Origin of the sequence: Nocardia ignorata NBRC 108230, from assembly GCF_001612905.1 — a bacterium.
Classification (GTDB): Bacteria; Actinomycetota; Actinomycetes; order Mycobacteriales; family Mycobacteriaceae; genus Nocardia; species Nocardia ignorata.
On the sequence record NZ_BDBI01000018.1, the window covers coordinates 49,498 to 63,502 of the forward strand.

The 14,005-nt window shown below is 69.7% G+C and carries 12 protein-coding genes; 7 read left to right on the top strand and 5 right to left on the bottom strand.

Translation table 11 applies throughout. The features are described 5' to 3' along the window. Positions 1 to 62 precede the first annotated feature (62 nt). The 3 genes from NI2_RS35170 to NI2_RS16565 all read right to left on the bottom strand — a co-directional run bounded on the left by NI2_RS35170 (position 63) and on the right by NI2_RS16565 (position 6,254). Positions 63 to 4,214 (bottom strand): arabinosyltransferase domain-containing protein, encoded by a 4,152-nt coding sequence (locus NI2_RS35170; protein WP_243749723.1) that lies wholly within the window; start codon positions 4,212 to 4,214, stop codon positions 63 to 65. Positions 4,215 to 4,340: 126 nt separating this feature from the next. Beyond that, a complete protein-coding gene (locus NI2_RS16560) occupies positions 4,341 to 5,276 on the bottom strand; it encodes a serine hydrolase (protein WP_067491883.1) in 936 nt (311 codons plus the stop codon). Positions 5,277 to 5,387: 111 nt separating this feature from the next. Further along, on the bottom strand, positions 5,388 to 6,254 hold the full coding sequence (locus NI2_RS16565) for a LysR family transcriptional regulator (protein ID WP_067491885.1): 867 nt from the start codon (positions 6,252 to 6,254) through the stop codon (positions 5,388 to 5,390). Between the two features lie 191 nt (positions 6,255 to 6,445). Here NI2_RS16565 and bla point away from each other — a divergent pair, with 191 nt between their 5' ends. After that, positions 6,446 to 7,345: a class A beta-lactamase gene (gene bla, locus NI2_RS16570; protein WP_067491887.1), complete on the top strand. Its 900-nt coding sequence runs from the start codon at positions 6,446 to 6,448 to the stop codon at positions 7,343 to 7,345. Here the strand turns inward: bla and NI2_RS16575 are convergent. Further along, positions 7,338 to 7,946: a TetR/AcrR family transcriptional regulator gene (locus NI2_RS16575; protein WP_067491825.1), complete on the bottom strand. Its 609-nt coding sequence runs from the start codon at positions 7,944 to 7,946 to the stop codon at positions 7,338 to 7,340. The two genes, bla and NI2_RS16575, sit on opposite strands and share 8 nt — an antisense overlap. Positions 7,947 to 8,000: 54 nt before the next feature. Here NI2_RS16575 and NI2_RS16580 point away from each other — a divergent pair, with 54 nt between their 5' ends. Further along, a complete protein-coding gene (locus NI2_RS16580; protein ID WP_067491827.1) occupies positions 8,001 to 8,408 on the top strand; it encodes a RidA family protein in 408 nt (135 codons plus the stop codon). Here NI2_RS16580 and NI2_RS16585 read toward each other — a convergent pair whose 3' ends face one another. After that, positions 8,409 to 9,299: an AraC family transcriptional regulator gene (locus NI2_RS16585; protein ID WP_067491829.1), complete on the bottom strand. Its 891-nt coding sequence runs from the start codon at positions 9,297 to 9,299 to the stop codon at positions 8,409 to 8,411. A gap of 117 nt (positions 9,300 to 9,416) precedes the next feature. Here NI2_RS16585 and NI2_RS16590 point away from each other — a divergent pair, with 117 nt between their 5' ends. The 5 genes from NI2_RS16590 to NI2_RS16610 all read left to right on the top strand — a co-directional run bounded on the left by NI2_RS16590 (position 9,417) and on the right by NI2_RS16610 (position 13,998). Beyond that, positions 9,417 to 10,412, top strand: coding sequence for a saccharopine dehydrogenase NADP-binding domain-containing protein (locus tag NI2_RS16590; RefSeq protein ID WP_166655718.1), 996 nt, complete (start codon positions 9,417 to 9,419; stop codon positions 10,410 to 10,412). Beyond that, the gene (locus NI2_RS16595) at positions 10,409 to 11,632 is read left to right on the top strand and encodes an SGNH/GDSL hydrolase family protein (protein ID WP_067491833.1); all 1,224 of its coding nucleotides are present in this window, start codon (positions 10,409 to 10,411) and stop codon (positions 11,630 to 11,632) included. The genes NI2_RS16590 and NI2_RS16595 overlap by 4 nt, the downstream gene beginning before the upstream one ends. A 196-nt stretch (positions 11,633 to 11,828) precedes the next feature. Continuing rightward, positions 11,829 to 13,256: a sensor histidine kinase gene (locus NI2_RS16600; protein ID WP_243749722.1), complete on the top strand. Its 1,428-nt coding sequence runs from the start codon at positions 11,829 to 11,831 to the stop codon at positions 13,254 to 13,256. After that, entirely contained in the window at positions 13,253 to 13,660 is a 408-nt protein-coding gene (locus NI2_RS16605; protein WP_067491837.1) for a roadblock/LC7 domain-containing protein, read from the top strand. Before NI2_RS16600 ends, NI2_RS16605 begins: the two co-directional genes overlap by 4 nt. After that, positions 13,660 to 13,998, top strand: a complete 339-nt coding sequence (locus tag NI2_RS16610) for a DUF742 domain-containing protein (protein ID WP_067491839.1) — start codon at positions 13,660 to 13,662, stop codon at positions 13,996 to 13,998. Before NI2_RS16605 ends, NI2_RS16610 begins: the two co-directional genes overlap by 1 nt. Positions 13,999 to 14,005: the final 7 nt, after the last annotated feature.

A 14,005-nucleotide genomic window follows, 5' to 3' on the forward strand; every position in this document is an offset into this window, starting at 1 on the left:
ACCCGACCGCCGCTGCCCTTCTGGACAGCGGCGGTTGCCGTTTCGGCTGGTCGCGCTTGTGGTCAGTTGGTTCTGATCGGTGCGGCGGTCGACCAGCCCCAGGTGGGTTCGGTGTCGATGGTGATCTCGGCGGGGGGAGCGGTGATCAGGCGGGTGAGGCGTTGGAGTTCGCCCCAGTCGCGGGTCCAGTCGTCGGCCAGGTAGGACGGGATGGTTTGCGACCGCATGAGCATGCCGGTCCAGCCGAGGGGGCCGCCGCCGGTGTCGCCCTGCCAGGTTTCGGAGACCTGGGCGTTGAGTTTGTCGGGGAGGATGCGCCAGATCGGCATCTCCGCCACGCCTGCTCGATGATCGAAGGGGCGCTGGCATGGGAAGGCCAGGCCCACATGCCAATCCGCGAGTACCGGGTTCTCTTCGCCGACCATCGTGTTCAGCGTTGTCAATTTCGGCAGGCGTGGTGGGGTGAGTGCCACCCACTGCATCGGATCGGGGTCCCCCTCCGTGATGAGGCGAACAGCGTTGGTGCCCAATGGAATTCCATCCAGAGAGACTGGAAGATTCCGCCACCCCGGTGCGCCACCCACACTCGGCGGGGTTGCCTCGCCCAACAGTGAGAACGTTCCCCCGGCCTCCCGGCCGAACTCCACGCGGAGCCGCTGTCCCGGCATCGGCGCCCCATCAGGCCCCACTCCTTCGATGCGTCCGGCAACGGTGAGGATCAACACCCGATAAGCCGGATCACGCTGCACCGCTGCCAGATCCATCCGGAACCACTGGGTGACCAACTTGCTGGCGCGAGGCGCACCCACGGCGTAACTTCCGAGCACCGGCGTCCGCTCCGGAGCAAGCCCGAACGGAAGCGCCACGGTACTCCCGTTGACACCGGCTGGTGCGCCATTGCCAGGTCCTGCGGCAGCGCTTGGCCCATCGCTCGGCCCGCCGGGAGCGCCCGCCGGGCCGCCGTTCGCCCCGCGCGGTGTTTCGTTGCCACTCGGCTGCCCACCGGGGAAGGCGCCATTCTGTCCGCCGGGTGCGGCGCCGGTCGGCCCAGAGCTGCTGGGCCCTGGGCCGCCACCAGGCGCGCTGCTGGGTGCTGGACTTCCAGGTGCTGGGCCGCTGGGGCCGCCACCGGGTCCTCCTCCGCTGGGGCTTCCTTGCGGAGGACCGGCCGTGGCTCCAATCGGCCCGGCGGGCGCGCTCCCACTCGGGCCGCCGCTGCTGGGCCCTGCGCCGGCACCGGGTGCCGAACCACCTGGCGCTGGACCGGTCGCCGCACCATTCGGGCCGCTGGGGGCGGCACCAGTTGGACCGCCGGGTGCGGCGCCACTCTGGCCGGCGCTGGGGGGACCTGCGCTGCCACTGGGCGCTGGGCCGCCTGGGGCGCCAGGTCCTCCACCGCCGGGTCCACGTTGTGGAGAACCAGCTGCCTCGCCATTCGGACCGCTCGGTGCGCCGCCGGGGCCGCTACCTGGCCCTCCACCGCCGGGGCCGGAGCCGGAGGGTGGTGCGGACGACTGGCCGGGGCCGGGGTCCGGGGCGAGGCTGCCCACGCCGTTCGGGGTGAAGCCGGTGTTCTCGGCGGCGAGGCTGTCGGCGATGGTGCCGGTGTAGGGGGTGAGCAGAGAGTCCGCGGTGTTGGTTTCGACCAAGACGTCGTCGGCCATGGCGCAGGGGTTGCCGCCGAGCGCGCGCAGGTTGGACAGGCCGACCGAGTAGGCGGGGTACTGCGAGACCGCCGCCGAGGCAAGCGAACCCACCTCGAAGAGCACCAGCGCTGCCGCAACGAGGGTCAGCGGCGCGACCGGGGCAATCTTGAAACGACCAGCCGCAGAACCCTTCCCAGCAAACGGCAACCTTCTGTCGGTCTCCGTTGCTCGAGGCTCACCGTCGTTCTCGTCGTCGAGAAGTGGTGCGCCATGCTTGTCGACCACTGGGTTGTCGCGCTCGGATATGCGCGGATAGTCCACCGCCTGCTGGCCGTCATGCTCGGGTGACAGCGAATGGTCGTCGCGCTGGGAATCGGCAGGGGCGTTGTCGTGTTCGGCGGAGTCTCGCCGGGTCTCGCACTCCGAGGTGCGCGGTTGGCTGTGGTGGTCGCCAGCGGGTGTCTGGGTGCCGCCCTCGCGCGGGCGGGGTTCGCGGTAGTACTGGTACAGCGCGAGGAGGAGGGTTGCGGCGGTGGCGGTCAGGGCGAGGGTGGACAGGCTTACGCTGCCGAGGGTGGGGGCGCGGTCGGGCCAGGGGACGCCGTAGCCGGAGACGTACCACCAGCCGTTGGAGCCGGTGAGGCTTACCGCGAGGAGGAACAGGACCGCTGCGGTGAAGAGAGTGCGGACGTAAGTGGCGTGAATGAGCCTGCGGTTCAAGGCGACTGCGGTGACGGCGGCGAGGGCGGCGGCCAGGCCCGCGTACACGCCGAAGTGGTGGGTCCACTTGGTGGGGGTGAACATCATCAGCAGTAGTGCCATGAAAACCACTGCGAGCAGGCGGGTTACCGGTCCGCGGGCGGTGCGGGGGACGCGCCCGTGGCGCAAGGTGGTGAGGACGCCGATGATCAGGCACAGCAGCATGGCGAGGATGCCGAAGCGGCGGGCGAGGGAACCGTCGGGGTTCACCGACAGCAGGGTGTCCCAGCGGGTGCGTTCCTCGAACCAGGACATGTCGGGGCCGACGAGCTGGCGGACGCGGGTGGCTTCGAGAACGGTCGCCAGGGTCTGGTCGGCGAAGACCACAACCAGAACGAGTGTTCCGGCGGCGGCGATCGGTGCGAGCAGGGTCGCGTATCCGCTCGGAGTGGAGCCGGAGCGGGCGACGATGGTGCGTATAACCGGACGTGAAGCGGCCAGAAGCGCTGCCGTGCAGATCAATCCGGTGGGACCGGCGGCCAATGAGAATGCCGCGACGAGCACGGCGACGGCGGCCGGCATCAGACGCCGGGTCGCGACTGCGCGCTCCATAGAGCACCAGGTGACCAGTGCCCCGACGGCGATCAAGGGTTCCGGACGCAAACCGTTGTTGTACGGCAGCCAGATCGAGAGGAACACCAGCGCACCGGTCCACACCGCCCAGCGGTTCGCGGCAATGCCCAAGCGGGGCAGTACTTCCCGGCTGAGCACCAGCCAGCACACGAGTCCGGCGAGCAACGCGGGCAACCGCATCCACACGCCTGCCTCGCTGACCCTGCTCATCCAGGCGAGCACCTCGTACGGCCAGCCGAACGGCGCCTCCGCCACCTGGAACCACCGGTAGTAGTTGGCCGTATACCCGGCCTCGCGCGCGGACCGGGCCATCGTGAGGATGTACCCGTCGTCGGAACTGTTCGCCCCGATCACATGCCACACGGCCAGCACGCCCGCCACGGTCGCGTCGACCGCGCGGAACCGCCACCAGCCCATCGGAAGTAACCGGCGGGTGCGCCTGCCGTCCCGAAGGTCACTGCGGTGCAGGCAGATCAGAGCCAGCAGCGTGCACAGCACCGCACCGATGATCGCCGCCAGCTTCCACCCACTCGGACTCGACGAGAACCGGGCGTCGATCTCGGCGTGCAACCTCGCATCACCGAGGCGACCCCGATCGAGTTCGGTGAACACACCGACAACCTGCGGCCGCACATCGCCCTGCACAGCCGTCCGCATCACCGCGCCGTCGCGTGCCGCCACTCCGACGATCTCGGCACTGGTGCTCCCCGCATCGGAGAAGACGACAAGCGCACAGCGACCGTCTGCCGAGCCTGGCGCCACGCCACTCTCAGGCAGTGCGGATGGCGCTCCCGAAGGTGCGGCAGGCGCCGAGGGCAAGGGTGCTCCCTCTACCCCAGGCGCTGCCGGACCGGTCGGGAGGCTGGTGAGGGGGACGCTCAGCAACAGGCGGTCGCGCAACACCATCGACAGCGTGCGGCCCTGGTCGGGGCGGTCCTCGATGCGGGCGACCAGGCCCTTGGAACCCGCTCGGGGAGCTTGGGGTGGGACGGTGGACAGGACGGTTCCGCCGGTGAAACCTTGCAGGGCGGTGCAGGGGATGCGTAGATCGAGGCTCAGCGGCACGTAGTCCACGAGCGGTGCGCTGACCTGTAGCGACTTGTCCTGCGGCCAATCCAGGCTCGCGCGCTGTTGCTGCACGGGAAGCAGCGGGACGAGAACCGCCAGCAACAAACCGAGCGCCCCCGCCACGATCCCACCAATTTTCGCTCGGCCGAAGCCGGAATCTCCACCCACGAATGACGATGCTAGGCCGTCGAACCGGCTCGCACCCAGTCACTTCGAGATCACCACGCGCTGATGGCGGCATCGCCCGAGAGCCGAACGCCACCAGAGCGTGGTGATCGTTTGTCCAGGAAGGGGTCAGGGGGTGGGGCGGCGGAGTTCGGTGACGGCGATGCGGGCGGCCTCGCCGATGGCGGCGTCGACGACGGGGAGGGCGGGGTCGGCGCGTGCCGCGCGGGTGAAGACCGCGACGGCGACGGGGATTTCGCCGGGGAATTCGACGACCGCGACCTCGTTGCGGATGATGCCGACAGTGCCGGTCTTGCCCGCGACCACGACACCGCGATGTGGGAAGCCGGCAGCGACACGGTGCGGCCAGATCTGGTTGCGCATGACCGCGCGCACGAATTCGGTGCTCTCCGTCGACAACACGTCGCCGGACCAGAGCCGCCACAGCAGGCGCGTCATCTCCTCGGGAGTGGTCGCGCTGGCGTAGGCGGGATCGTAGGCCGACACCGTCCACGCCTCGTCGTTGTCGGCCAGCGCCGCGAACGCCTCGGCGGTGCTGTGGGTGTCGGTGTCGCGCACCAGGCTTCGGTGCTGATCGGCGGTGCCGCCGACGACCCGGGTTTCGGTGAGGCCGAGTTCGGCGGCCATGTCGGTGACGGCGGCCAGCCCGAGTTCACCGAGAAGAACGTCGGCGGCCGCGTTGTCGGACACCGTCATCATCGAGGTCACCAGGTCGCGACGGCTCAGCGTGATCGGATCGTGCAGTGCGGCAATACCGGTCGGGCCCGGGGTGCAGTCGGCGGGATCGATGGTGAGCCTGCCCGCCGGATCGATGCGCCCGTGGTCCACCTCGCGATAGAACGCCACGCACAACAGCAACTTGTACACCGACGCCATCACCACCCGATCCCGCCCGCCCACCGAGATCTCCGCCGCCGAACCGTCACACCGCCGCGCATGCAGCCACCCACTGCACCCGGCATCCGCGAACACCGCCCGAATCCTGTCCGTAGCCGTCGGGACAGCCCGATCGGCAGCCCGGAATCCCGACTCCGCACGCAGCATGTCGAACGACCGGCTCACCGCGCGCTCCATCGACGATCGCTCCGCATACTCACGCGATGCACTCTTCCGCTGCGAGACACCTCATCGCGCACAGATGCGTGATTCGCGCCATCACCGCAACCGCTCCCGGTACAGCACGCGATCGAGCACGTCCGCCTGCCCGCGCGTATCAGTCCGCCGAACCACCCTGACCCGCAACGCGACCGACTGCGGCGCCAAGGTCAACCACGCGACGCCCGGCGTGGGAGTGGGTGGGGTGGTGGTGAGGCCGAAGCTGGTTCCGGCGGCCACCGCTGCCAGCACAGCGCGGTCGTCGGGGGCGGGCAGCGGCGGAGTGTCGAGGCCGCGTTCACGCAGGAGATCTAGGAGCGCGTCGTAAGCGGGTGGGTTGGCCGGACGCGGGGGATGGGCGAAGTGCAGACCGGTGAGCATGGGGAAGGTGGGGCGTTCGGTGGTGGTGGTGCGGTGACCGGCGGGAACGACCAGCCAGCGGGGGAGTTTCACGACGGGGCCCGCTTCGACGCCGTCGACCAGAGCGGGATGTTCGATCACCGCGACATCGCAGATGCCCGAGCGCACGTCGGCGACGAGGTCGACGGTGCTGCCGATCGTGGTCGACACCGTCCCGTCCGCGGGCCGCAACGCGGTGACGCAGGCGGTGACCACACGGTCCGGCAAGGCGGTGGTCGCCGCGAAGCGGGTGGTGCCGCTGAGCTGGGCGATGCGCCGGGATTCGGCGAGCAGGCGATCGGCGTCGTCGACGAGCAGCCGGGCGCGCGGCAGCAACTGCCTGCCCGCCGGGGTGAGCACGGCGCCCTGGGTGGTCCGGTGGACGAGCTCGATGTCGAGATGCTGTTCCAGGCGACGCAAACCCTGGGACAGCGGTGGTTGGGTCATGTCGAGTGCCGCTGCCGCCCGCCCGAAATGGCCCTCGTCCGCGACGGCGACGAAGAACCGGAGGTGGCGCAGCAGGTCCATGGGGCCATTGAACCAGCGGTCACGCAACGGCTCGCCCGAACCGGACGAAGTGCCCAGCGCATCGCCTCGGATACCGCACCTCAACTGCGGCGATATCGATCACGACTCGCCGCGGACGGCATCCGGTATTGGCCGCGCCCCGCCCGCGATGGTGTGGTGCAACGGTGACTTCTTCCGCTACCGAGCACCCGATCCGCAGACGCCTCGCGGCCGCCGCACTCGCGGTCGCCACGCTGACCTTCACCGCGTGCTCCTCCGAACCCGCAGCCCCGAGCGAAACCTCGGCCGCGCCGGGCACCGCGTCCGCCGATACCACCCAGTTCGCCGCCTTGGAATCGAAATACACTGCGCGACTAGGTCTCTCGGTCACCGATACCGGAACCGGCGCCACCGTCGCCTACCGGGCCGACGAACGTTTCCCCATCGCCTCCACCTTCAAGGGCCTGGCCTGTGGCGCCCTCCTGCAGGCGCATCCACTCTCGACCGGCTACTTCGACCAGGTCATCCACTACACCGCCGCCGACCTGGTCGAGTACTCACCCGAAACCGAGAAGCACGTCGACACCGGCATGACCGTGGCGGCCCTCTGCCATGCCACCATCACGCTCTCCGACAACACGGCGGGCAACTTGGTGCTCCGCTTGCTCGGCGGCCCGGCGGGTTTCACGGCGTTCCTGCGGACCCTCGGTGACAACGTGACCCGCCTGGACCGTTGGGAAACCGAACTCAACACCGCCATCCCCGGCGACGAACGCGACACCACCACCCCGGCCGCCCTGGCCGCCGACTACCGCGCCCTCGTCCTCGGGGATGTCCTCGCCGAGCCCGAACGCACCCAGCTCGCCGACTGGCTCAAGGCCAACACCACCGGCGGCAAACGCATCAAGGCCGGCCTACCCACCGACTGGACTGTCGGCGACAAGACCGGCAGCCCCGCCTACGGTTCGGCCCTCGACGTGGCCATCGCCTGGCCCCCGAACCGCCCGCCCCTGGTACTCGCGGTCCTGTCGACGAAATCCGAGCAGGACGCCGAACCTTCCAACGAACTCCTGGCCGAGGCGACGAAAGCGGCGGTCGCCCAGCTCAATTGATCCGCCACCCCGCCCGCACGGAACGGGCGCACAGCTGCGGTTCGTCGCCTGCTCCGACGAACAAGGCGGTGAGCATCGGGATGCCGTGGTCGAGTGCCTCGGCGGGCAACGGGCCGGTCGCAACCAGCGCGGCCAGCCCGTGCCCGATCACCCAGCTCTGCGTCGCCAGTTCGAGGGGGTCGGCCTCGGCCCGGAAGCGGCCGAGGTCGCGGGCCCTCGCCGCGGCCGCCACCAGCCGTTCCAACGTCGCATCGGCGGCCGGTGCGTCCTCGAGTTCGAAACCGGCGTCGAACATCACCCGGTACAGATCGGGTTCGGCCAGTGCGTTGGCGAGGTAGGCGTTGCCGAGCGCGGCCAGGTCGCGCACGGGATCGCCGGTGTCGGGGACGTGGGCGAGGCGCGCGGCCAACCGGGTGAACCCCTCCTGCCGCACCGCCCGCCACAACCCGTCGATCCCGTCGAAATAGGTGTACACGGCCATCGTCGACACCTCGGTCCCGGCGACGAGCCCGCGCAGCGTCACCGGTTCACGCGCCGCGACCATCTGCGCCGCCCGCTCGATCAGCATCGCCCTGATCCCCGGATTCCGCGTTCTGCCCATGGCGCCACATTACATAACAGCGTTATGGTTATGGCACCGACGACGGGAGCGAACATGACCGTGGAACTGATCAATCCGGAGGGGCTGCCCAAGCCCGACGTGTACCGGCAGCTGTCGATCGCGACCGGCTCACGCCTGGTCTTCCTGGCCGGGCAGGTGGCCCGCGACGCCGACGGAAACCCCGTCGGCGCCGGCGATTTCGCCGCCCAGGTGGAACAGGCCTACCTGAATGTCGGCGCCGCGATGACCGCGGTCGGCGGATCCTTCGACGACGTCGCGAAGCTGACGATCTACGTCGTCGACTGGAGTGCCGACAAATATCCGCTGCTGGGCGAAGGAGTGAGTCGCGCGGCCGCGAAAATGGGGGTCGACCCGGTCAAACCGATCACCCTGATCGGCGTGGCCGCACTGGGTGAACCCGACCTGCTCGTCGAGGTCGAGGCGACCGCGGTGCTCGACTGATCACCCTGCGCGGTACCGGCCGGGGGCCACACCGTATTCACGTTTGAAGGCTTTGCCGAACGCGTATTCGGAGCTGTAGCCGGTGCGCCCGGCGATGGTGGCCAACGGGTGGTCGGTCTCGCGCAGGAGCCGGGCGGCGGTGAGCATCCGCCAGCGGGTGAGATAGGCCAGTGGCGGTTCGCCGAGCAGGGTGGTGAATCGTTTGGCGAACGCGGCCCTGCTCAAACCCGCACGGGCGCCGAGCGATTCGACGGTCCAGTGGTGACCAGGGTCGTCGTGTACGGCCCGCAGCGCACGCGACAGTTCGGGGTCGGTGAACGCGACCGACCACCGTGCGGTGTCGTGGGTGGCGCTCTCGGCGAGCCAGGCGCGCAACAGATAGAGCAGGAGCAGGTCGAGCAGCGGTGGGACGGCAGCGTCGGCGCCGGGGCGGGCGTCGGTGAGTTCGGCGGCGAGCAGGTCGACGGCGGCGCGCAACGACGCGTGCGTGCCGAGCCGGGCCGGAATGTGCACGACCTCGGGCAATTCCGCCAGCAGTGGATGGGTGCGATCGGCGGCGAGGTGATACGACCCGCACAGCAGGGTGGAAGCGGCGCCGGGGCCCTCGACCACCCGGACGTCGTCGGGTCCCGCGGTCTCGGTGAACGTGCTGGTGAGCTGATCGACCAGACCGTGCGCGACCCCGCGTGGCATCAGCACCGCGTCCCCCGTACCGAGCGCGATGGGTTCGGCTCCCGCCCTGGTGAGCCAGCACGAACCCTGCAGGACGACATGGAAACCGGCACCTTCCATCAGCGGATACCTGCGGCCCCACGGCGCGTGCCGCACGAACATCCCTGACGCGGGGTCACCGGTACGCGCGGTGGCCAGCACATCGCTGAGCAGATCCATAACCGATGACAATACCGATGAAGACGTTTGGATATCTTTTGTGGATCCTGGATGATTTCACGTCCTGATATCTGTCCATACGCTGAGTTCATCAACCGAATGAACAAGGAGCAGGACATGAAGATCGCCGTGTACGGGGCAAGTGGACACGTCGGCCGTTTCGTGGTGGCGGAACTGGCTCGCCGTGGAATCGACACCGTCGTCGTGGGACGTAACGCCCAGCGGCTGACGGACTTCGGCGTAGCTGTCCGGGTCGCCGCAGCCGACGATCACTCCGCGCTGCTCACCGCCTTCACCGGGGTCGACGTTGTCATCAGCACCCTGCCCGACTACACCGGAACCGGTGAGGGCGTGCTGCGCGCCGCCGTCGCCGCGGGCGCGAGCTATGTGGATGTCGCGGGCGAACAACTGTTCGCCCGCAAGGTGTTCGACGAATACGGGCCGCTCGCCGAGGCCGCAGGCGTCACCCTGGTCACGGCCGTCACGGAGGCGGGCGTGTTCGGTGACCTGCTCGCCGACCTCGGCGCGCGGCGGCTCGGCGGTGCCGACGAGATCGTGCTCAGCCATGTCGTCGCACCCGGTGGTGAGGGTTCACGTGGCAGTATGCGCACGGTGCTGCGCAATCTCGACGCCTTCACCAGTGGTGGTCTTTCCTGGTCCGACGGTGAATTCCGCACCGGCCCCAAGCCGCGACGGGACACGCTGATCCTGCCCGGCGCCACCGATCCTGTCGCGGTGGTGAAGTTCCCGCAGCCGGCCGTGGTGACGATCCCGCGCCATACCACGGCCGCTTCGGTGGAAGGTGTGCTGGCGAAGGAGATCTTCGCGATGGTCGGTACCGTCACCGAGGCCGACCTGGAACGTGCGCCCGAAACACCCTCCGCCCCGGCTCCGTATTCGATGGTGGTCGACATACATCGTGACGGAAAAACGCTGCGCGGCATCGGAAGCGGGCCCGACACGTACCGCAACAGTGCCCAGCTCGCGGTGGCGGTAGCGACCCGCATCGGCGCGCGCGCGAAACCGGGCGCGCAGTCACCCGCCGAACTGTTCGACCCCGTCGAATTCCTCGACGCACTGGGTGAATTCGGCATGACCTGGTCGCTCGGATGAACAAGCCCGCACGCCGGGCGGTCACCTTCCTGGCGACGGTGACCGCTCTGGTGCTGGTCGCCTGTGGCACGCGCGAGCCGGCACCCGAGTGGTCTAGCGTGTGGGCGGCCGCCGCCCAGCATCCGGCGACTCAGAACTGGTCGGCCGACGGCTTTGCCGACGAGACCGTCCGCCAAGTCGTCCGCCTGACGGACGGCGGCCCGCAGGTCCGGGTCCGGCTGTCGAATCGCTATGGCACCGAACCGTTGGCCGTCGAGGGTGCCACGGTGGCTCGCAGCGCAGGCGGCGCCGCGCTGGTGCCCGGGTCGGTGCACCCGCTGACAATGGCCCGCTCGACAACATTCGATGTCGCCCCCGGCGCCGAGGCGGCAAGCGACCCGATCCCACTCCCGGTCGCGGCCGGGGAGGCGGTCACCGTCACCCTCTACTTCGCCCGCCCGACCGGCCCGGCGACCCAGCACGCGCAAGCTGCCACGACCAGCTTCCGCGCCGCAGGCGACCACGCGGCCGAACCGACCGCGACGCCCTTCACCGAGACCTCCCGATCCTGGTACTACTTGACGGGCGTCGACGCGATCGGCGCGGAACGGGAGGTCACCGTCGCCTTCGGCGACTCCATCACCGACGGCTACCGCTCGACTGTCGACACCGACCAGCGCTACCCGGACCAGCTCGCCCGCCACCCGGGCACCGGACCGCACGCGGTCGTCAACGCGGGTATCAGCGGCAACCGGCTGCTCACCGACTCGACCGTGCTCGGGGACAGTGCCCGCCTACGATTCCGCCGCGATGTCCTCGAACAACCCGGCGTCGACACGGTGATCGTGCTCATCGGCATCAACGACATCGGCCTGGCCGGCGCCACCGGCCCCGATGGTGTGTTGTCCCCGGATGTTTCGGCCGACCAGCTCATCGCGGGCTATCGCGAGCTGATCGGCGCGGCCCACGCGGCGGGCGTGCGCGTCATCGGCGCGACTCTGCTGCCGTTCGGTGGTTCGGTGTACTACTCGCCGGGCAAGGACGACCTGCGAGCTCAGGTGAACACCTGGATACGCACCGGCAACGCCTTCGACGCGGTGGTGGATCTGGACCGTGCGCTGGCCGCGCCGGACGACCGGAGCAGACTGGCGCAACAGTTCGACAGCGGAGATCATCTGCACCCCAACGACCTCGGCTACGGTGCTATGGCGGCGGCCATAGCAGGCGCGGGCGTGCTGTGATGCTCGACAGCGGCGAGGCTGTCACCAGCGCGGGAAGAGACAACCGGGTCAACAACCGGTGAACCCTGACTGCTCGAGTGGCAGTTGGGACGAGGGCTCGATATGCTCGCCCCGATATCGAAACGGGCTGCCTTGCTGCATGTTTGGCTCGAGGATTGGTGGTTGGGGGCCTGTGGTTACTGCGGAAGTCGGGCCGGTGACGCACGCGACGGGGGACCGCACGACAGCGGGACCGGCGGGGTATGTGGTGCTGAGCGCCGCAGTGGTCATCGTGGTGATCGCCGCGCTCACCGTGGTTTTCGCGCCCCCTCTCATCGGCATTCCCGTGCTGGTCGGTGCGTTGGTCACGGCGCTGATCGCCTGTCCGGCGGTTTTCGTCGCGCTGCGCCAAACCGCGAAAGCCGACCTCTCCGCCGCCGCCGCTCAGCGCGCCGAACAGCAGTTGGCGGCCACCGTCGCCGAGGCGACGCAGCGCATCGCGAAGGCCGAGGAACACAGCTCCTCCTACGCCTGGGAAGCGCAGGAGAACTCGCGTCGCGGTGCCGCCGCGCTCGCGGCGTTCGCCGGTGCCGCCAGCCGTATCCAGGCCATGACCACCAGCATGCTCGCCGAACTGCGCGAGATGGAACACCGTCACGCCGACCCCCGCGTGCTCACCGACCTGCTCCACATCGACCACCGCACCGCCCAGACCGGCCGCCTCGCCGACAGCATCGCGGTGCTCAGCGGCGCCCGCACCGGCCGGCGCTGGGCCAAACCCATTGCGATGGAATCGATCCTGCGTGGCGCGATGGGTCGGGTCGCCGGATACCAGCGTGTGCGACTGCGCGCGGTGGCCGAGGTCGGTATCGCCGGGCACGCCGCCGAAGGCGTGATGCACGCGCTGGCCGAACTGCTCGACAACGCCTGCAACTTCTCCCCGCCCACCACCGAGGTGCATGTCTACGCGGCGGAAGTGCCCGCGGGCGTTGTCATCACCATCGAGGACAGCGGTCTGGTGATGAGCGAATCGGCCCTGCGCCGCGCCGAGGCCGCCGTGAGCGGACGCGACCACAAGGGCAAGGGCGCCGACCTGGCCTCCCTCTCGGGCACCCGGCTCGGGCTCGCCGTGGTCGGCAACCTCGCGCGCAAACACGATCTCACCGTGTCGTACCGGCCCTCGGCCATCGGTGGCACGGCGGTGGTCGTCGTCGTCCCGCGCGAACTCACCGCCCGCGCCGAACGCCGGGGCCGCGACACGGGCCGTCACGCCGCGCCCGCCACCCAGCGTGCCGACACCGGCGGCATCCAGCTCACCAACCTCGGCCAGTTCGACGCACCGACCCCGCGCCCGGCGCCGCACACCGAGAACGGCGACCTCGGCTGGGCCGACGCCATCGCCCGCCAGGTGTCACCGCCCGCCGGTGAGGCCGCCCACTTGCCCGCGGCGACCACTCCGGCGCTGCCCAAGCGCCGTCGCGGCAGCACGCTCGCGCAGGTCCATCCCGAAGGTCTCACCCCGCCCGTGCCCACCCAGGCGACGCCGGCGAAACCCTCGGCACTCGGCGCCTTCCAACGTTCTGCCCGCACCGAGCCGCGCACAGGCAGCGCCGCCTCTGCACCAGACCCCCAGGAGGACCGATGACCACCACCGCCGCGACCAATCTCGGCTGGTTGCTCGAGAAACTGCTCGCCCGCACCCCACGCACCCGCCACGCCCTGCTGCTCTCGGGTGACGGCCTCAAGATCTGCCACACCCCGGAACTCGACACCGACCGCGCCGACCAGCTCGCCGCGATCGCCGCCGGTTTCCAGAGCCTCGCGCACGGGGCCTCCGTCGAATTCGGTGACGGGCGAGGCGGAGTCCGCCAGTCGATGACCGAGTTCTACGGCGGCATCCTGTTCGTGGTCGAGGCCGGACTCGGCGCGCACTTAGCGGTGATCGCCGCCGAGGACGCCGACGCGGGCCTGGTCGGGCACACCATGCACGAACTGGTCGAGCAGCTCGGCGAACACCTCGCCGCCCAGCCGCGCCGGGGGACGCCGTAATGCTCGGCCGCGACGACGATCCCGACCGGTTCTACACCCTCACCGGCGGCCGGATGCCCGCCGACGACGACTTCGACCTGGTCACCCTCGTGGTCAGCGAGTCGGCGCCGAACGCGGGCATGACTTCTGAGCAGGTCGCGATCCTCGAGCTGTGCCGGGCGCCGACCGCCGTGGTGGAGATCGCGGCCGAACTGCGGCTGCCGGTGGGCGTGGCGACGGTTGTGCTGTCGGATCTGCTCGCCGCGGGCAAGATCACCATCAGGCCACCGCTGTCGGCGGCGATGAATCTGGATCTTTCCACCCTCGAGAAGGTGCTCGTTGGACTTCGCAGGCTCTGAAGACGTA